This window comes from Nonomuraea sp. ATR24, assembly GCF_041950485.1.
GTDB classification, from domain to species: Bacteria; Actinomycetota; Actinomycetes; order Streptosporangiales; family Streptosporangiaceae; genus Nonomuraea; species Nonomuraea ceibae.
The window spans coordinates 63,643-80,897 of the sequence record NZ_JBGNUU010000019.1; the positions used below are offsets into that span (position 1 = coordinate 63,643).

Annotated in this window: 15 protein-coding genes; 8 read left to right on the forward strand and 7 right to left on the reverse strand. The window is 75.5% G+C overall.

The genetic code is table 11. From position 1 onward, the window contains the following. Window positions 1–14: 14 nt before the first annotated feature. The gene (locus ACBI99_RS34955) at window positions 15–731 is read right to left on the reverse strand and encodes a MerR family transcriptional regulator (RefSeq protein ID WP_375074400.1); all 717 of its coding nucleotides are present in this window, start codon (window positions 729–731) and stop codon (window positions 15–17) included. 63 nt (window positions 732–794) lie between these two features. Here ACBI99_RS34955 and ACBI99_RS34960 point away from each other — a divergent pair, with 63 nt between their 5' ends. Beyond that, complete coding sequence (locus ACBI99_RS34960; RefSeq protein WP_375074401.1) at window positions 795–1,256, forward strand: DUF6194 family protein; 462 nt, start codon at window positions 795–797, stop codon at window positions 1,254–1,256. On the opposite strand, the gene ACBI99_RS34965 is transcribed toward ACBI99_RS34960, so the two are convergent. Beyond that, window positions 1,232–1,930 (reverse strand): phosphatase PAP2 family protein, encoded by a 699-nt coding sequence (locus tag ACBI99_RS34965; RefSeq protein WP_364183158.1) that lies wholly within the window; start codon window positions 1,928–1,930, stop codon window positions 1,232–1,234. The genes ACBI99_RS34960 and ACBI99_RS34965 overlap by 25 nt on opposite strands. A 47-nt stretch (window positions 1,931–1,977) precedes the next feature. Here ACBI99_RS34965 and ACBI99_RS34970 point away from each other — a divergent pair, with 47 nt between their 5' ends. Beyond that, complete coding sequence (locus ACBI99_RS34970) at window positions 1,978–4,152, forward strand: polysaccharide lyase 8 family protein (RefSeq protein ID WP_375074402.1); 2,175 nt, start codon at window positions 1,978–1,980, stop codon at window positions 4,150–4,152. Here ACBI99_RS34970 and ACBI99_RS34975 read toward each other — a convergent pair. Continuing rightward, a complete protein-coding gene (locus tag ACBI99_RS34975; protein WP_375074403.1) occupies window positions 4,067–4,813 on the reverse strand; it encodes a PIG-L family deacetylase in 747 nt (248 codons plus the stop codon). The two genes, ACBI99_RS34970 and ACBI99_RS34975, sit on opposite strands and share 86 nt — an antisense overlap. A 111-nt stretch (window positions 4,814–4,924) precedes the next feature. Between ACBI99_RS34975 and ACBI99_RS34980 the strand changes: the two genes are divergently transcribed. Beyond that, on the forward strand, window positions 4,925–7,237 hold the full coding sequence (locus tag ACBI99_RS34980; protein ID WP_375074404.1) for a M20/M25/M40 family metallo-hydrolase: 2,313 nt from the start codon (window positions 4,925–4,927) through the stop codon (window positions 7,235–7,237). On the opposite strand, the gene ACBI99_RS34985 is transcribed toward ACBI99_RS34980, so the two are convergent. Together ACBI99_RS34985 and ACBI99_RS34990 are read right to left on the reverse strand one after the other, a co-directional pair. Then, window positions 7,215–8,420, reverse strand: a complete 1,206-nt coding sequence (locus tag ACBI99_RS34985) for a hypothetical protein (protein ID WP_375074405.1) — start codon at window positions 8,418–8,420, stop codon at window positions 7,215–7,217. The genes ACBI99_RS34980 and ACBI99_RS34985 overlap by 23 nt on opposite strands. 3 nt (window positions 8,421–8,423) lie before the next feature. Beyond that, on the reverse strand, window positions 8,424–9,512 hold the full coding sequence (locus ACBI99_RS34990; RefSeq protein WP_375074406.1) for a ThiF family adenylyltransferase: 1,089 nt from the start codon (window positions 9,510–9,512) through the stop codon (window positions 8,424–8,426). Between the two features lie 266 nt (window positions 9,513–9,778). On the opposite strand from ACBI99_RS34990, the gene ACBI99_RS34995 reads away from it, so the two are divergent. Genes ACBI99_RS34995 through ACBI99_RS35005 form a run of 3 tightly spaced genes read left to right on the forward strand, consistent with a single transcriptional unit; the run spans window position 9,779 to window position 14,066 of the window. Beyond that, the gene (locus ACBI99_RS34995; RefSeq protein WP_375074407.1) at window positions 9,779–12,673 is read left to right on the forward strand and encodes a BTAD domain-containing putative transcriptional regulator; all 2,895 of its coding nucleotides are present in this window, start codon (window positions 9,779–9,781) and stop codon (window positions 12,671–12,673) included. A gap of 41 nt (window positions 12,674–12,714) precedes the next feature. Then, the gene (locus ACBI99_RS35000; RefSeq protein WP_219504167.1) at window positions 12,715–13,275 is read left to right on the forward strand and encodes a PadR family transcriptional regulator; all 561 of its coding nucleotides are present in this window, start codon (window positions 12,715–12,717) and stop codon (window positions 13,273–13,275) included. Continuing rightward, on the forward strand, window positions 13,272–14,066 hold the full coding sequence (locus ACBI99_RS35005) for an SGNH/GDSL hydrolase family protein (RefSeq protein WP_357582997.1): 795 nt from the start codon (window positions 13,272–13,274) through the stop codon (window positions 14,064–14,066). Before ACBI99_RS35000 ends, ACBI99_RS35005 begins: the two co-directional genes overlap by 4 nt. Here ACBI99_RS35005 and ACBI99_RS35010 read toward each other — a convergent pair. Continuing rightward, window positions 14,041–15,036: a hypothetical protein gene (locus ACBI99_RS35010; RefSeq protein WP_219504164.1), complete on the reverse strand. Its 996-nt coding sequence runs from the start codon at window positions 15,034–15,036 to the stop codon at window positions 14,041–14,043. The two genes, ACBI99_RS35005 and ACBI99_RS35010, sit on opposite strands and share 26 nt — an antisense overlap. A 121-nt stretch (window positions 15,037–15,157) precedes the next feature. Here ACBI99_RS35010 and ACBI99_RS35015 point away from each other — a divergent pair, with 121 nt between their 5' ends. Beyond that, the gene (locus ACBI99_RS35015) at window positions 15,158–16,186 is read left to right on the forward strand and encodes a sensor histidine kinase (protein WP_219504162.1); all 1,029 of its coding nucleotides are present in this window, start codon (window positions 15,158–15,160) and stop codon (window positions 16,184–16,186) included. A gap of 76 nt (window positions 16,187–16,262) precedes the next feature. After that, window positions 16,263–16,748, forward strand: coding sequence for a MarR family winged helix-turn-helix transcriptional regulator (locus tag ACBI99_RS35020; protein WP_219504160.1), 486 nt, complete (start codon window positions 16,263–16,265; stop codon window positions 16,746–16,748). Here the strand turns inward: ACBI99_RS35020 and ACBI99_RS35025 are convergent. Next, window positions 16,724–17,170: an Lrp/AsnC family transcriptional regulator gene (locus tag ACBI99_RS35025; RefSeq protein WP_219504158.1), complete on the reverse strand. Its 447-nt coding sequence runs from the start codon at window positions 17,168–17,170 to the stop codon at window positions 16,724–16,726. The genes ACBI99_RS35020 and ACBI99_RS35025 overlap by 25 nt on opposite strands. Between the last annotated feature and the right edge of the window lie 85 nt (window positions 17,171–17,255).

Sequence of the window (17,255 nt, forward strand, 5' to 3'; positions counted from 1 at the left end):
GTGTGCTTCCCCGATCACGGCTCGGGCATGTGGGCGTCGAGGATGGCGGAGAGCGCGGCCGCGCCGCCGAGCAGCGCCCGTGACCTGGCCTCGACGGCGGCCTCCCGGGTGGCGAGCGCGGCGGAGACGTCGTCCCAGCGCCTGGCCCGCCGCAGCTCGGGCATGAGGTCCCTGAGCTGGGCGATGCGGTAGCCGGCCAGCCGGAGCTGGTGGACGATCCGGGCGTCGCGCACCTGGTCCGGCGTGTAGCGGCGGGGCCCGCGCGGCTGGTCGCGGTCGGGGACGACCAGGCCCTCGGCGTCCCAGTGGCGCAGCGTCGACGGGCGCACGCCGAGCGCGGCGGCCAGCTCGGAGACGGTCATCGCGTCGGACGGCCGCACCTCAGCGATCGGCTCGCCGGAGATCGCCCGCGCGGCCGCCTGCGCCCGCCGCAGGTCCGCGCGTTCGGCGTCGAGCCGGGCGTGCGCCGCGTCGAGCAGGGCGAGCACGCCGGGCTCCGGATGGCGGTGGGCGGCGCGCATGATCTTCTTGGCCTCGACCGGTCCCACGCCCGCCGCGAGCGCCCGGTAGGCCAGCGCGGAGCGCACGTGGACCTCCCCGTAGACGCGGTGGCCGGTGCCCGTTCGTGCCGCCGGGGGCAGCACGCCGTCACGCTCCAGGTTGCGCACCTGCTGCACGGAGTAGCCTGCCCGCCGCCCCACGTCGACCGTACGCAAATGGAGACCTGGCACCCTGAATCCCCTTGTCGTCTGCTCGAAAGCCTCCACAAGGACTTCAATGTAACGCTGGAACGCATGGAGAAAGACGAGATCATCGCATTCGTGTCGGACCTGGAGGGCGTCCTGGCCCTCACGCCGAAGCCCGGCGACGGCATGCCGGAGCTCGCCTGGGGCGACGCGTTCTTCTACTACTCGCCCGACGGCGTCATCCCGGCCAACATCCAGCCCTTCGCCACCGTCGTGACCAAGAACTACCCGGACGACGAGGCGTCGCGCCTGGACCGGCCCGGGGCCTACCGGGTGAACGTCGCCGCCGGGAAGGACGCGTTCGTCGAGTGGACCGGTCACACGCCCCGCGAGCCCGCCACCACCGATCCGAGCGTCGCCGACACCGTGATCGCGCACCCCGTCTACGGCACGCAGGGCTGGCTGGCCGTGGTCAACCCGGGCCCGCGCACCGAGACGGCGCTGCGCGGCCTGCTGCGGAAGGCGTACGAGCTCGCCAGGGCGCGTTACGAGCGCCGCGCCGAGGACTGATCGGCGGCCGGGCGGCCCGCCGAGGGCGGGGACGCGCCGGATCGCCGCCACCGCTCGAACCCGGCCACGGTGGCGGCGATCACGGCCACGCCCAGCATCACGCCCGCGACGACGTCGCTGACGTAGTGCACGCCCAGCGCCACCCGCGTGCACGCCACCGTCACCACCAGGAACCAGGCGAGCGCCCAGGCCGCCGCCCGGTGCCGGAGCAGCGGCATCACGGTCAGCAGGATGATCCCGGCGCCGAGCGTGGCGTTGAGCGCGTGCCCCGACGGGAACGAGTCGCCGTCGGCCAGGGCCACCGGATCGGGCAGGTCGGGCCGTGCCCGGTCCACGATGACCTTGATCAGGGCGCCGAGCAGCCCGCCGACGGCCATCGTGGTCACGGCCCACAGCGCGAGCAGCCGCGCCCCGCGCCGCACCAGCCAGATCGCCAGCACCGCGACCGCCACCCGCCACGACATCGGCCCGAACGCGTCCGTCCACACGATGAGCGCGGTGGTCACGTCCGGGTTGGCCAGCGCGTACGCGTGCAGTTGCCGCGCCACCCCCTCGTCGAGGTCGTTGAGCGGCATCCTGGCCACCACGAGCAGCAGCATGAACGGGACCATGACGACCGCCACCGTGACCGAGGCGATCGTCAGCCGCACCCCCAGCCCCATCTCGTCCCGCATGCCCCGCGGCTACCCGATCGCGGGGAGATCAGTCCGATAATGCGATCGTGCCGGAACTGTCCAGGCGGTCGTTCCTCCAGCTCGCCGCCGCCGGCCCGCTGATCCCCGCGGGCGACCCCTTCGAGGCGCTGCGCCGCCGCTGGCGCGAGGTGACGCTCGCCGGGCTGTCCGGCCGCGCGCCCGGCGCGGCGGCCGCGCACGCCCGCACGATGGCCCCCGCCCCCGGCCACCTCTGGCCCGGCCTGCCCTACCCCTCGCTCAAGGCCACCCCTGCCCGCCTGCTGGCCCTGGCCCGCGCGCACGCCCTGACCGGCGACCCGGAACCGGCCGCCGCCGTCGCCACCGGCATCGCCCACTACTGCCGCCACGTCTACGCGGCGGGCGCCGACCCCGGCGGCAACTGGTGGGACTGGCAGATCGGCGTCCCGGCCAAGCTCCTCGACGCCGCGCTCCTCACCGGCCTGCGGGACGACGCGCTCGCCGCCGCCGTGGACCACTTCGTCCCGGTCAGTCGCCTGGCCGACTACAGCGGCACCAGCACCGGGGCCAACCGGGTGGACCTGTGCAGGGTGACGCTGCTGCGCGCGATCCTCACCGCCGACCCCGCCAGGGCCCGGCTCGCCACCCGGGCGCTGTCACCCGTCTTCCGGTACGTGACCGAAGGCGACGGGTTCTACCGGGACGGCTCGTTCATCCAGCACACGACCGTCCCCTACCAGGGCGGCTACGGGGCGGTCCTGCTGGAGGGGCTGGCGACCCTGTTCGCGGTGCTGCGCGGCTCGCCGTGGGAGATCACGGACCCGGGCAGGCAGGTCGTGTTCGACAGCGTGGAGCGCTCGTTCGCGCCGTTCGTGCGCGACGGCGTCTGCATGCCGCTGGTCAGCGGGCGCGGCATCACCCGGGGGCCGGACGGCGACCAGGCCCGGGGGCTGCGACTGGCCTCGGCGATCCTGCTGCTGGCCGAGTCGGCCCGGCCCGCCGAGCGGTCCCGCTGGCGGGCCGTGGTCAAGGGCTGGGCGGCACGCAACCCCTACCTGCTGAACGACGCCCGCGTGGGCCGGGTCGTGGCCGACGGCGGGGTGGCGGCGGCGGCCGAGCCGGTCGGGCACCGGCTGCTGCCGATGAGCGCCCGCGCCGTGCACCGCAGGCCCGGCTGGTGCGCTGCCCTCAGCATGGCCTCGGACCGGATCGCCCACTACGAGCACGGCAACGGCGAGAACCGGCGCGGCTGGCACACCGGCTCAGGGATGCTCTACTGGTGGGGCGAGGGGCACCGGGACCAGTACTCGGGCACGTTCTGGCAGAGCGTCGACCCCTACCGGCTGCCGGGCACGACGGTCTCGTCCCGGCGGCTGCCCGACGGCGCGGGCGGGGCGTGGGGCGAGCCGTGCCCGCAGGCGCGCTGGGTCGGCGGAGCCACCGACGGCGTGCACGCCACGGTCGGGCAGCACCTGCTCGGGCTGGAGAGCACGCTCGACGCGTTCAAGTCGTGGTTCTTCCTGGACGACGCCGTGCTGTGCCTGGGGGCCGGGATCACCTGCTTCGACGGGGCGGTGGTCGAGACCGTCGTGGACAACCGGCGCACCGGCGCCCGGCTCGCCACCGGTGACGGGTGGGCGCACCTCGACGGGCACGGCGGCTACGTGGTGACCGGCGCGCGCACCCGGCGGGCCGGCGGGCACGTGGTCCTCTGGCTGGACCACGGGCTCAACCCGGTTGGCGCCGGGTACGTCTACCAGCTCCTGCCGAACGCCTCCGAGGAGGAGACCCGGGCGCGGGCGGCCGATCCCGGCTGGGCGCGGGTGCTCGCCAACACCGCCCGGCAGCAGGGCGTGCACGTGCCGTCGCTGGGGCTGACCGCGGTCAACTTCTGGACCGGGGGCACGGCGGGGCCGCTCACCGCCTCGGCGCCCTGCGCGGTCCTGGTCCGGGAGCCGGGCGACGGCACGGCCACGGTGACCGTGTCGGACCCGCGCCGCGACCTCGGCGAGCTGACCGTGACGTGGGACCGGCCGGTCAGCGCGGTGATCAGGGCAGACCGGCCGCCGGCCCGGGTCGCCGTCGGGGCGCGGGCCGTGCTCACGTTCGGCGGGCTGGCGGGCCGGGGCGGCGCGTCGGAGAGCGTCACCCTGCGGCTCACCCCAGGACGGGCTGACCGCTCGCCAGGCGATACCACTCGTTCTGGAGCATCTGGTCGCGGGCCTGCTCGGGGAGCGAGGTGAGCATCGTCAGCGACGCGCCCCGCCTGAGCTCCGACTCGTGCGCGTGCATGGCCGCCCACTTGCGCTCGGCCCACGGGCCCACGTCCAGCCGCACCGAGACGTCCGCGTCCGGGATGCCCGGCAGCACGTGGCCCGGCTCCGGCGGCGCGCCGAACACCGCCTCCCACTGCGCCGCCACCACCGACCTGGGGATCGTCGCCAGGTACAGCGCCCGGGGCCGCCACGGCTCGCCCGCCTCGGGGAAGAGCTGGTCGTAGCCGGCCGCCTCGACCGCCGCCAGCGTCACCCGGTGCGCGTGCACGTGATCCGGATGCCCGTAGGACCCGTACCCGTCATAGGTGAGCACCACGTCGGGCCGGAACTCCCTGATGTGGGCGACCAGCCGCCCCACGGCCTCGTCGAGCGGCACGTCCACGAAGCGCGGCGCGCCGGGCGCGGCGCCGGCGTCGCGGGCGTCGCCGTAGCCGAGCAGCCGGGGCTCGCCCGCGCCGAGGATCTCCAGCGACCGCTCCAGCTCACCGGCCCGGACCGTGCCCGGCGCGCCCGTGCACGTCACGACCGCCGTCCGGGCTCCTTCGGCGGAGAACCTGGCCAGCGTCCCGCCGGTCCAGATCGCCTCGTCGTCCGGATGCGCGTGCACGCCCAACACCGCGAACCCCATCTGGACACCTTTCTGTCGGTTCTCGTGTCCACGACCTGTGGAAAACCACAGGCGAGAACGGCCGCAAACATCATTCCGGACATCCCGCCGCCGACCGTAGCGTTCCCGGCCATGACCGAGAAGTTGTTCGACGTCCCGCGCCGCGTCCCGGCGGCGGTGACGGCCCTGCTGGTGCTGGTCGCCGTGGTCGTGCTGACCGCGCTGGCCAACAGCACGATGCAGCCGCTGCCCGCCTCGGCCCCGGCCGGGGAGTTCAGCGCCGGGCGGGCGATGCGGCACCTGGAGCGCTTCGCCACCGAGCCGCGCCCGATCGGCAGCCCGGCCGGTGCGCGGGCCCGGGACTACCTGGTGAAGGAGCTGCGCGCCGCCGGGCTCGACGTGCGGGTGCAGCGGGCGGTGGGCGCCAACCCCTCGACGGGGCTGGCGTCGTTCGGGCAGGTCCACAACATCGTGGCCACCCGGCCCGGCGGCGACCCGACCGGCACCGTGGTGATCGCCGCGCACTACGACTCGGCGGCGATGGGGCCGGGCGCCTCCGACGACGCGGCGGCCGTCGCGGCGATGCTGGAGACCGTGCGCGCGCTGGGCGACGCCGAGCTCCGCAACGACCTGGTGTTCCTGATGACGGATGGCGAGGAGGACGGCGTGCTCGGCGCCGAGGCGTTCGTCAGGGAGCACCCGCTCGGCCGCGCCGGAGGCGTGCTGCTGAACTGGGAGGCGCGCGGGGTCAGCGGGCCGTCGCTGATGTTCGAGACGTCGCGGGACAACGCCGGGCTGGTCGAGACGTTCGCCGACGCGGTGCCGCACCCGCGCGGCGACTCGATGATGGTGGAGCTGTACCGGTTGCTGCCGAACAACACCGACTTCACCCCGATGACGGAGGCCGGGTTCTCCGGCATGAACTTCGCCTACATCCAGGACTCCTCGCGCTATCACACGGCCGACGACTCCCTCGCCTTCCTGAACCGGGGCAGCCTCCAGCACCACGGCACGAACATGCTGGCGCTGGCCCGTGCCCTCGGCGGCGCCGACCTGCCCGCGCTCGCGGCCGGGCACGACGTCACGTACTTCCGGTTCTTCGGCTTCCTGATCACCTACCCGAACGCGCTGGTCTGGCCGCTGGCCGGGCTCGCCGTCGCGGCGGTGGCCGCCCTGGCGCTGCTCGCCCGGCGCAGGGGGCTGGCGAGCCTGCCGCGCACGGCCGCCGGCGCGCTGTCGGGGGTCGTCCCGGTCGCGCTGTCGGCGGTCCTGGCGCAGGGGCTGTGGGAGTTGCTGGTGGCCGTGCGGTCCGACTACTACGGGATGGGCGGGCTGCTGCACCGGCCGGAGGCGTTCCGCGCGGCCGTCGCCGCGCTGGTCGCGCTGGCCGTGCTGGGCTGGTACCTGGCGCTGCGGCGCAGGGTCGGGCCCGCCGCGCTGGCGATCGGCGCGCTGGCCTGGCCCGCGCTGGTGGGCGCGGTGTGCGCGCAGATCGCGCCGGGGGCGTCGTTCATGTTCGCGCTGCCCGCGCTCGCCGCCGCGCTGGGCGGGCTGGGCGCGCTGCTGCTGCGCGGCGCCGTCTGGCGGGTCGCGGCGATCACGGCGGGCGCGGTCGTGGCCGCCGCCCTGCTGCCCGCCCTCGCCCTGACCGCGTTCGATGGCATGGGGCTCGCGCTCGGCGGGGTGAGCGCCGTGACGCTGGCGCTCTTCGGCCTGACGGCGCTGCCGCTGGTGGAGCTGTGGCTGCCGGAGCCCGGGGCCCGGCTGGGCCGGCCGGTGGCGGCGGGCGTGCCCGCCGTGGCCGCCGGGCTGGCGGTGGCGCTGGTCGCGGGCGGGCTCGCCGTCGACGACTTCGACGCGGCCAACCCGCGCCGCACCCATCTGGCGTACGTGATGGACGCCGAGACCCGGGTCGCCGGCTGGGTGAGCGGGGACCTCGACCCGCCGGCCTGGACCAGGCGGTACGTGTCGGGCCGCGACACCGCCTTCCTGCCGCCCGGCTACGCCAGGGGCGAGCTGTGGACGGGCCGCGCCCCGGCCGTCGACGCCCGAGGGCCGAGGGTCACCGTGCTCTCGCGTGACGGCGACACGTACCGGCTGAAGGTCGTCGCCGGGAAGGGGGCGCGCTCGATCACGCTCCGCACCGAGCGGCCGATCACCGAGGCAGGCGCTGGGGTCGCCGGGGCGCGGCCGGTCACCGTGCCCGTGACCGGGACGCGGGCGAAGACCTGGCCCGGCGAGGTCCGCTTCCGCGGCCTGCCCGAGAGCGGCGCGGAGATCACGCTGCGCGTGCCGGGCGCGGAGGCCGGGTTCCGGCTGACGGCGATCTCCGAGACGGACGGGCTGTCGTCGGTGCCCGGGTTCGCGCCCCGGCCGCCGGGGCTGATCCCCGCCACCAGGGAGGACGGCGGCATCGTCGCGATCACCCGGACGTACCGGCTCTGACCGTCAGCCGCTCCCTGACGGCCAGGGCGACGGCGAGCGCCGTCGGGCCGAGCAGCAGCGCCGCGCACAGCAGCGCGTACCAGAACCGGAGGCTGAGCGGCCCGGCGGCCAGCCCGCCGGCCGCCCACACCAGCACGGCCACCACGACCGGCAGCACGAACACGGCGAACCAGGCCAGCACCCCGGCGAGCCCGGCCAGCCACACCCACCGGAACCACCGCCCCGCCCGCACGTCGGCGGGCGCGGCCCGGACCAGCTCGGCGGCCTGCGCCGGGGTCAGGCGGCCGAACACGCGCCGCAGCAGCAGCGTCTTGACCCGCCACAGGTCACGGCAGCCGAGCGCGTTGACCAGCACCGCGTACAGATCGGTCCGCAGGAAGATCATGCACTGCCACAGCATGCCCGCCAGCTTCAGGAACACCCACACGGCGAGCGTCGCGTCCACCGCCGGGGGCGCCGCCCACACCCCCTCGTGGATCAGCAGGCGGGCGCCCAGCAGCACGCTGAGCAGGACGACGTCCACCGCCAGCCCGCCGAGCAGCGGCCCGTAACGCTGACGGCGCGGCACCGTCCACACCTGGGTGAGGTCGGTCTCGAAGACCAGCAGCATGAGCCGCCGGTCCACGCCGAAGCGGGAGCGGACGCCGATCGCCCGCGCGGCCAGCCAGTGCCCGCACTCGTGCAGCGCGGTCGAGACCATGACGAACGGCATCAGCAGCAGCGCGCTCAGCCCCACGTCGTCCAGCAGGAACGCGTCCTGTGCCGGGCTCGGCAGCAGCGACGGCCTGGCCACGAAAACGGCCACGCAGCCCAGCGCCAGCAGGCCGTAGAGGGTCCAGGCCACCGGGCCGAAGAACGGCCGCGCCGCCTGGCTGCTCACCCCGGCGAGCCAGCGCCGCGTCTGGATGGGCGCGGTGCGCACGGCCTCGCGCTCCTCGCCCGGCCGGTCGTCGACGAAGCCGAGCTCGGCGAGCGTCGCCACGAACGCCGGCATGTCGACCGGCTCCCCGGCGAACGCCTCCGCCTCGGCCCCGGCCTCCTCCGCGCTCGCGCCGCGCTGCAACGCCGCGATCACCACCCCGCCCACGGCGGGCATCGTCACGAACGTGCCGGTTCCGGGGTCGCCGACCAGGACCTCGTCACCCTCCTCGACCAGCGTCAGCGGGCGCAGCCTGACGTCCACGCCTCACCGCCGCGCCAGCGCGCACGCCGGACAGTCCGGATCGCGCGGGAACGGCACCCGGACCGGGACAAGCCCGTCACGCAGGTCGAGGACCACCCGCGCCCCCGCCGCGCGCGGCGGCTCGACCCCCGTCAGATAACGCATCACCTCGTACGCGACCAGCGACCCGACCTGCATCGCCATCGGCCCGGTGAGCCCGTTGGCGAGCTGGAGCCCCCGGGTGAGCCGGTGGGCCACCCCGGCGGAGGTGCGCTCCTCCGGCCCCGGCAGGTCCGACTCGTCGCAGCGCAGGCAGGCGCTGCGGCCCGGGTCGACGGAGAAGTAGATGAGCTGCGTGCGCGTCATCCCGCCCGCGACCAGCGGCACGCCCGCGCGCAGCGCCGCCTCGTTCACCCACAGGTTGGCGTCCGGGGCGCCGTCCAGGCCGCCGGCCATCACGTGCACGCCCTCGGTCAGGTCCTTCAGGTCCTCGGGCCCGGAGATCCACCGGTCCACCGCCCGCACCTCGATGCCGGGGTCGTACTCGCGCACCCATTCGGCCGCGCGCTCCACCTTCGACCGGCCGATGTCGGCGTGGCGGTACAGGAACTGGCGGGCGAAGTTGCGCGGCGCGATGTCGTCGCGGTCCACCAGCGTCAGCGCGCCGACGCCCAGCCCGGCCAGGCACTGCACGAGCGAGGAGCCGCCGCCCCCGGCGCCGAGCACCAGGACGTGCGCCTCGCGCAGCCGCCGGACGAACTCCGCCCGCGACGTGCCCAGCCGGGCGAAGGCGCCGAAGAAGGTCAGATTGGAGAAGTGGCGCTCGTCCGCGCCCGGGTCGCCCAGCCAGCGCCCGGCGGCGTCCTCGACCAGGCCGAGGGAGTCGAGACCGGCCAGCCCGTCGCGGACCTCCTCGGCCGTGACGGCCACGTCCCGCGCCGCCAGCGCGGCGGCCAGCTCCTCCGCGGTCGCCGGCCCGCGGCCGAGCTCGTCCAGGAGCGCCGTGATCCGGCCCTCCGGGTCGGCCAGCGTGAACGCCTCGCGCGGGTCGTGGACCACGATGAGCTCGTCGCCGAGGCGCTCCCAGGCGCATTCCTTCAACATCACTCGCATCGCCGCTCCGGACGCTCGTGGGGATCTCGTCGGCTGTGGAGGACCGGGGGACGGGCGCGCCGCCCCCCGGTCCGCTGAGAGGCGGTGCCTCAGGTCACGAACTGCGTGGCCTTGACGGCCTCGACCTTGCGAACCTCGATCTTCATGGGTGCACCTCCTTCCGGATGTCCTCGATCAAGCTCCTCTTCGGGCCCATAGGATGCCCATAGCGTCGCCATAGCAGGTCCCCCCGTCGGGGTTTCGCTGATCGTGCTCGGGAGGCGGAAGTGGACTTCGCGATCCTCGGTCCCGTCCGGGTCGCCGAAGCGGGAAGACCGGTGCGACTCGTGGGCAAGCCCCGCGCGGTGCTCAGCGTGTTCCTGCTCCACCCGAACACCGTCGTCTCCAGCGACCGGCTGATCGCCTCCGTCTGGGACGAGCCGCCCCGCTCCGCCCTGGCCAACCTGCAGAACTACGTCTCCGTCCTGCGCAAGGCCGCGATCGACGTGGAGACGCAGGAGCAGGGCTACCGGCTGTGCCTGCGCACCGACCGGCTCGACCTGCTCGCCTTCGACGAGGACGTACGGCGGGCCCGGCTGGAGTCGGCGCGCGGCGACCTGGCCGAGGCCCACCGCCTGTTCGCCAGGGCGCTGCCGCTGTGGCGCGGCCGGCCGGCCGAGGACGTGCCGCTGAGCGGCGAGGTGAGCGCCCGCATCGCCGAGCTGGAGGAGCGGCGGGAGAGCGCCAGGCTCGGCTGGATCGACGTGCGGCTGCGGCTCGGCCTGCACGACGAGCTGGTCGGCGAGCTGACCCCGCTGGTGGAGACGGCCCCGCTCAACGAGCGGCTGTGGCACCGGCTCATGCTGGCGCTGCATCGGTCGGGCCGGCGCGCCGAGGCGCTGGAGGCGTACCGCAGGGCCAGGTCGGTGCTGGTCGCCGAGCTGGGCGTGGAGCCGGGGCAGGAGTTACGCGACGCGCACGCGGCCATCCTGAACGACGCCCCCGTCGAGCCGCCAGGGCCGGCGGTGGTGCCGGTGGAGCCGGCCGCGCCGGAGCGGGAGCCCGCGTGGGCGGGCATCTGCCTGCTGCCGGCCGACCTCGCCGGGTTCGTCGGCCGCGAGTCCGAGACGGGCGAGATGATCGCCGCGCTGAGTGACACCGGCGGCGCGGCGCCGGCGATCGTGACCGTGTCCGGCCCGCCGGGCGTCGGCAAGAGCACGCTGGCCGTGCACGTCGCCCACCTGCTGCGCGATCGCTATCCCGACGGGCAGCTGTTCGTCCGGCTGGGCGGCGCGTCGCCGAACCCCCGCGACCCGGCCGACCTGCTCGCCGAGCTGCTGCGGGCGCTCGGCGTGGACCCCGGCATCCTGCCCGCCGCGACCGAGGAGCAGGCGGCGATGTACCGGGCCAGGCTCGCCGACCGGGCCGTCCTGGTGCTGCTCGACGACGCGGGCGACGAGACGCAGGTGGAGCCGCTGCTCCCGGGGACGCCCGGGTCGGGGGTCGTCGTCACGTCGCGCGGGCCGCTGCCGACGGTGCCGGGCACGTTCGCGCTCGTCCTGGACGTGCCGCCGCCCGCCGACGCCCGCGACCTGCTCGCCCGGGTGGTGGGCGCCGACCGGCTCGCCGCCGACCCGGAGTCGGCGGAGGCGATCCTGCGCGCGTGCGGGCGGCTGCCGCTCGCGCTGCGCATCGCCGGGGCGCGTCTCGTGACCCGTCCCGCGTGGCCGCCGGCCGAGCTCGCCAGGCGGCTCGCGGACACGTCGGCGCGGCTGAACGAGCTGCACGCGGGGCAGCTCGACGTGCGCGCCACGTTCGCGACGAGCTACGCGTCGCTGTCGCCGCCGGCCAGGCTGGCGTTCCGGCTGCTCGGCGCGGTGGCGGCCGACAGCGTGGCGGCCTGGGCGGTCGCCGCGCTGGCCGGGGCCGGCGTGCGCGAGGTCGACGACTCCTTGGAGGAGCTCGCCGCCGCCGGGCTGATCAGCGCGAGCGACGTCGACGCCGCGAAGCAGACCCGCTACCGCATGCACGACCTGCTGTGGAGCTTCGCCGCCGAGCTCTTCGCGGCCGAGGAGAGCGAGGACGGCCGGGCGGCGGCGCTGGCCCGGCTCACCGCCGAGGCGTGCGCCCGGGTCACCGCCGCCGCGCGTGAGCTGCCGCTCGCCCCCGCCCCGCCGCCGCCCGGCGCCCCGGCGCGCACGCCGCCCTCGCCCGATGACGGCGCCTGGCTGGCAGCGGAGCGCGGCCTGCTCGTCGCGCTGGTCGCCGCCGCCGCCCGCGCCGGGCTGGCGTCCGCCGCGGCCGGCCTCGCCCACGCCCTGGCACCCTTCCTCGTCGTACGCGGCTTCCACGAGGACGCCGTGACGATGCTGGACGCTGCCGTCGAGGCGGCCGGGGCGGCGGGCGACGACGCGGCCGAGACGCGCCTGCGGCTGGTGCGCGCCGACGCCGAGATGGACCGGGGGCGCGCCCATGCCGTGGGTGCGGAGTTCCGCGGGCTGCTGGCGCGCAGCGAGCGGGCGGGGGACCAGCACTCGGCCGCCTACGCGCTGCTGGGCGTCGCCGCCTCGCTGGTCGACGACCTGGAGGCAGCGCTGGACACCGCCGTCCGGGCGGCGGGCCGGTTCCGCGCGCTCGGCGACGCGAACGGGCTGCTGACCGCGTGGACCGAGGTCGCCGTGGTGCAGCTCTACCTGGGCCGCTACGACGAGGCCGCCGCCACCTCCCGCCGGGCGCTGGGCCTGGCCGCCGGGGAGAGCGCCGTCCACCGCGCCAGGTTCCTGCGCTCGCTGGGCGTCGCCTGCCACGAGACGGGCCGGACCGAGGAGGCCGTCGGCCACTACCGGGCGAGCCTCGACCTCAGCCGTGAGCTGCGCTGGAACAACGGCGAGCGGATCGCGCTGCGCCGGCTGGCCGAGGCCGAGGGCGCGCTGGGGCACTTCGGTCGCGCCGAGCGCATGCTCGCCGAGTGCGCCGAGATGTGCGCCCGCGCCGGTGACGAGCTGGGGGAGGCGCTGACCGCCTACACGCTGGGCGACGTGCGCCGCCGCCAAGGGGACGAGCGGGCCGCGCTGGCCCACTTCACCACCTGCCACACCGTGCTGAGCGCGCACCGCGAGCTGATCTGGTCGGCCCGCGCCCGCGAGCAGATCGCCCGCTCCCGGGCCGCGCTCGGGCTATAGTCATATCCATGACTAGTCGCCTTCATGAGTACGGCTGAGCCGTGGCGCTCCGACACGCGGTGCTGGCGGCGCTGCTCGACGGCGAATACAGCGGCTACCAGCTCACCAAGATCTTCGACATCGGCGTCTCCAACTTCTGGTACGCCGCCCCGCAGCAGCTCTACGCCGAGCTGGCCAAGCTGGAGGCCGACGGCCTGGTCACCGGCCGTGAGGTCGTCCAGACCGGCCGCCCCAACAAGCGCGTCTTCAAGGTCACCGAGGCCGGGCTCGCCGAGCTGGCCGCCTTCGCCGCCCGGCCGGCCAAGCCCCTGCTGCTCCGCGACGAGCTGGTCGTCAAGGTGCACGCCGCGGACCTGCTCGACCGGGCCCCGCTGATCGAGCAGCTCCGCGAGCGGGAGCGGGAGGCCGTGGCCAAGCTGGAGATCTTCGAGCAGCTCCTGGCCGGCCTGCGCGGCGACCTGGACGAGGAGACGTTCCTGCGCGAGGGCGAGCACATCGGCCCCTACCTGTCCGGCCTGGCCGGCTGCCGTTTCGAACGCGAGATGCGCGACTGGTGCCGCGACACCGCGCTGACCCTGGCCGCACGAGTGGAGACGCCATGACCACCTACACGCGCTACGTCGCGCTCGGCGACAGCCAGACCGAGGGCCTGGGCGACGGTGACGACGTCAACGGCCACCGGGGCTGGGCCGACCGCCTCGCCGAGCACCTGGCCGCCGCCGAACCCGGGCTCCACTACGCCAACCTCGCCGTCCGGGGCCGGCTGGCCGGGCAGATCCGCGCCGAGCAGCTACCCGTCGCGCTGGCGCTCCGCCCCGACCTGGCCACGGTCATGGCGGGCATGAACGACCTCATCCGGCCCGGCTTCGAGGCCGGCCGGGTGGTGGCCGACCTGGAGGCGATGTTCGCCGCGCTCACCGGGGCGGGCGCGCACGTGGTCACCGTGACCTTCCCCGACATCGGCAAGATCGCGCCGATGGCCAGGCGGTTCCGGCCCCGCGTGCTCGACCTCAACGCCCGCATCCGCGAGGCCGCCGCCCGGCACGGGGTCGCGGTGGTCGACACGTTCCCGCTGGAGTTCGTCACGGACGCCCGCATGTGGTGCGTCGACCGCCTGCACGCCAGCCCGGCCGGCCACGCCCGCATCGCCGCAGCCATGGCCCACACGCTGGGGCTGCCCGGCAGCGACGACGCCTGGATGCAGCCCCTGCCCGCCCTGCCCGCGCCGGGCCCGTTGCGGGTCGCGGCGGCGGAGGCGCGCTGGCTGGCCACGTTCGCGGGCCCGTGGATCGGCCGCCGCCTGCGCGGCAGGTCCTCCGGCGACGGCCGCACCGCCAAACGCCCCGAACTCCTGCCCTGGGCGACGCCTACGCCGCCGGCTCGCCCGTCCTGAGCCGCGTGCCGTCGCGCCGCCGCAGGTGGTAGGAGACGGTGGCGGTGGCCAGGGCGGCGCCCCAGACCGGCCAGAAGCACTCCGGCAGCCAGGCGCCCCACTCCTCCAGCGCGAACCGGCCCGCGACCGTCCACCGGACGTAGGACAGCCCCGCCACGGTCACGATGATCGAGACGAATCCGGCGGGGATGACCGCCAGCAGGGGCGGCACCCGCCTGCCGCGCAGCCCGGGGATCCATCTGGGGAAGATCTCCCCCCAGCGCTGGGTCAGCCCGAGTGTGAGCACGCCGCCGAGCGCGCCGAACGTCGCCAGGTAGGCTCCCGCCAGCCACAGCCCGTCCTCGCCCTCGGCCAGGAACTCCGGGCTCACGCCGAGCGGGATGCCCAGCGCCCACGCCCACCGGGTGGCGCAGTACACGAGAGGCACGGCCACGGCCACGTACACCGCCGTGCGCCCCCGCTCGGGCGTGAACCAGCGCGCCCGCCCTCGGTCACGGCCGTACGCGAGCGCCGCGGCGGCCAGCAGCAGCCCGCCGAGCACGCAGACGAGCTGGTTGAGCACCGGCCACGGCCAGGCGTCGGCGAAGGTGGCGCCGCCCAGGCTCCAGCCGAAGACGGGGGCGACCAGCAGCAGCGGCGTGTACGCGACGCCCATCATCAGGCGCGAGTCGGGGATCACCAGGACCAGGATCGCGGCGATCGGCCAGGCCAGGAGCAGCGGCGCCCGCCGATCGCCCCGGCGAGTGAGAGCCACCGCCGTCACCGCGGTGAGCAGGGCGAACGCGGCGATCCACCACCCGAACCGGGGTGTCGTCCCGGCCAGGAGGGACAGCGCCCCGTCGGGGTCGGGATCGGAGGCGCCCCACGGGTAGCCGGGCAGCCCGAGCGCCCACGCCGCGCCGAGCCCGCCATAGCCGAGCGCCCACAGCGCCGTCGCATGGGCGCGCGAGGCAGGAGTGAAGGATTTCATGTGTTCAGCGTCGCGGCGCGGCGACGGCGCGGACCAGATGCCGTTCGGCACCCTCGGCCACCCGCGCCCGTGCCGAACGGCACCTGCGGCCGGGTCTCCCGGCGGCCGTATCGTCGGTGCGGTGACTCTCCTGTGGATCGCCGTGTCGGCGTCGCTGCTGCTCCCCGTGGCGCTGGTGGCGCTGTCGCGGACGCCGCTCGCCGCGCGGCTGCCGGAGCTGACGTGCGTGGCGGCGGTGGTCTCGCTGGCCGTCACGCTGGCCCAGCTGTACGGCGTCGTGCCGTCCGAGCAGCCCGCCGCCGCCCTGGGGATGGCCGAGAGCCTGGCGTTCATGGTGCTGGCCGGGCTGATCGTCCGGGACGCGCCCGCCCGCCGCGCCGCGGTGGCGGCGCCCGCGGCGGGCCTGGCCGCGGCCACCTGGCTGCTGCGCTTCCTCCAGCCGGCCTCGCCGCTGGAGGCGGTGGGCGCGTGCGCGTTCTGGGGGCTGGGCGCGCTCCTCGCCGCCGGTCTGGGCGGCTACCTGCGCCTTCTCGGCGTACGGCAGCGCCGCGCCCTCGACGACACCCGCACCGCGCTCCGGCTGCGGCTGGCCGGGGACCTGCACGACTTCCTCGCCCACGACATCAGCGAGATGGTGGCCCACGCCCAGGCGGGCAGGGTGACGGGCGACCCGGCACGGGCGCTCGAACGCGTCGAGGCTGCGGGGCAGCGCGCCCTGTCGATGCTGGATCGCACGCTCGACATGCTGCACCACGACCGGCCCGCGACCTCCGCCGGCGGCCTGAAGGACATCCGCGAGGCGGCCGAGCGCTTCTCGGCCGCCGGTCCCGCCCGGGTCCGCCTGCGCATGGACCCGGCGCTCCAGGTCCCGGCCGGCAGCGCGGCGCTGGCGTACCGGATCGTGGTCGAGGGCCTCACCAACGTGCGGCGGCACGCCGCGCGGGCGGGGCGCGTCGACCTGGACGTGAGCGTGGCGGACGGGCGGTTGGAGATCACGATGACCAACGACGGCGTGACGCCGTCGCGGAGCGGGCGGACCGGCGGGGCGGGCCTGCCGGGGCTGGCCGCGCTGGTCGAGGCGCAGGGCGGCGAGCTGGTCTCGCGGGCCGTGCCGGACGGGTGGTCACTGACCGCGTGGCTGCCGCTGTAGCCCGGGCTGGCCAGAATTATGTATGTGCATGTATATTTCTGTCCAGCGGCCGAGAAACCAGCACAAGGAGGGGTCGATGACACCCGCAGCCCCCAACGCCCCAGCGGACCCGTCGGTGGCGGAGCTCGCCGCGACCTGGAACCATCTGCTGCTGCTGCACGCCCGGGTGGAGGCCAGGCTCGGCACCGCGTTGCAGCGGCGGCACGGCATCGGCCTGTCGGAGTATCGCGCGCTCGGCCACCTGGCCGCCGCGCCCGACAGCGAACTGCGCATGCAGGAGCTCGCCGACAAGCTCGGGCTCAACCAGAGCTCCGTGACGCGGCTGGTCGCCCGGCTGAACGCGGCGGAGTTCACGTACCGGGACCTGTGCCCCGACGACAAGCGCGGCGTCTACACGGTCATCACCGAGAGCGGCCGGGTGCGTCACGCCGAGGCGAGCCGCACCTACGAGGAGACGCTGAGCGCCGCGCTGGCGGAGGCCGGCGGGGCCGACCCCGGCCTGGCCTCCGCTCTCGCGTCCCTGGGCGACCTGCTCGGTCAGGGGCGGTCGGGGCCGCGGTAGGGCAGGGGCCGGCTGTAGACGATGCTCGTGGTCGTGCTGCCGAGGCCGGCCAGCTCGTCCATGAGCGCCTCCAGGTGGCTCATGGAGGTCGCGGCCACCTTGAGCGTGTAGCAGTCGTCGCCGGTCGTGCGCAGGCACTCCAGGATCTCGCGCCGGTCGGCGAGCAACTGGCGCAGGGGCTGGTGGCGGTTGCCCGGATACTTCAGCCGGACCAGGGCGAGCACCGGGTAGCCGACCTTGTCCAGGTCGACCGCGGCGTGATAGCCGGTGATGACGCCCTGCGCCTCAAGCTGGCGCACCCGTTCGGTGGTGGCCGACGGGCTGAGGTTGACGCGCCGGCCCAGCTCGCTCAGTGAGATGCGGGCTTCCTGCTGGAGCTGGGTGATGATCGCCCAGTCGACCTCGTCAAGCTTCGCGGCCATATGGAGAATCTATCGGTAAATTCCCGGGCTTAGGGGTGAATAGCCGGGAGAAATCGGTTCCAATGGCGCTGGTGACCGCTATAGC

Coding starts and splice junctions, on each gene's coding strand:
- ACBI99_RS34960 (WP_375074401.1), top strand. CDS start 795: ATGGAGAAAGACGAGATCATCGCATTCGTGTCGGACCTGGAGGGCGTC.
- ACBI99_RS34965 (WP_364183158.1), bottom strand. CDS start 1,930: ATGCGGGACGAGATGGGGCTGGGGGTGCGGCTGACGATCGCCTCGGTC.
- ACBI99_RS34975 (WP_375074403.1), bottom strand. CDS start 4,813: ATGGGGTTCGCGGTGTTGGGCGTGCACGCGCATCCGGACGACGAGGCG.
- ACBI99_RS34980 (WP_375074404.1), top strand. CDS start 4,925: ATGACCGAGAAGTTGTTCGACGTCCCGCGCCGCGTCCCGGCGGCGGTG.
- ACBI99_RS34990 (WP_375074406.1), bottom strand. CDS start 9,512: ATGCGAGTGATGTTGAAGGAATGCGCCTGGGAGCGCCTCGGCGACGAG.
- ACBI99_RS35005 (WP_357582997.1), top strand. CDS start 13,272: ATGACCACCTACACGCGCTACGTCGCGCTCGGCGACAGCCAGACCGAG.
- ACBI99_RS35010 (WP_219504164.1), bottom strand. CDS start 15,036: ATGAAATCCTTCACTCCTGCCTCGCGCGCCCATGCGACGGCGCTGTGG.
- ACBI99_RS35020 (WP_219504160.1), top strand. CDS start 16,263: ATGACACCCGCAGCCCCCAACGCCCCAGCGGACCCGTCGGTGGCGGAG.
- ACBI99_RS35025 (WP_219504158.1), bottom strand. CDS start 17,170: ATGGCCGCGAAGCTTGACGAGGTCGACTGGGCGATCATCACCCAGCTC.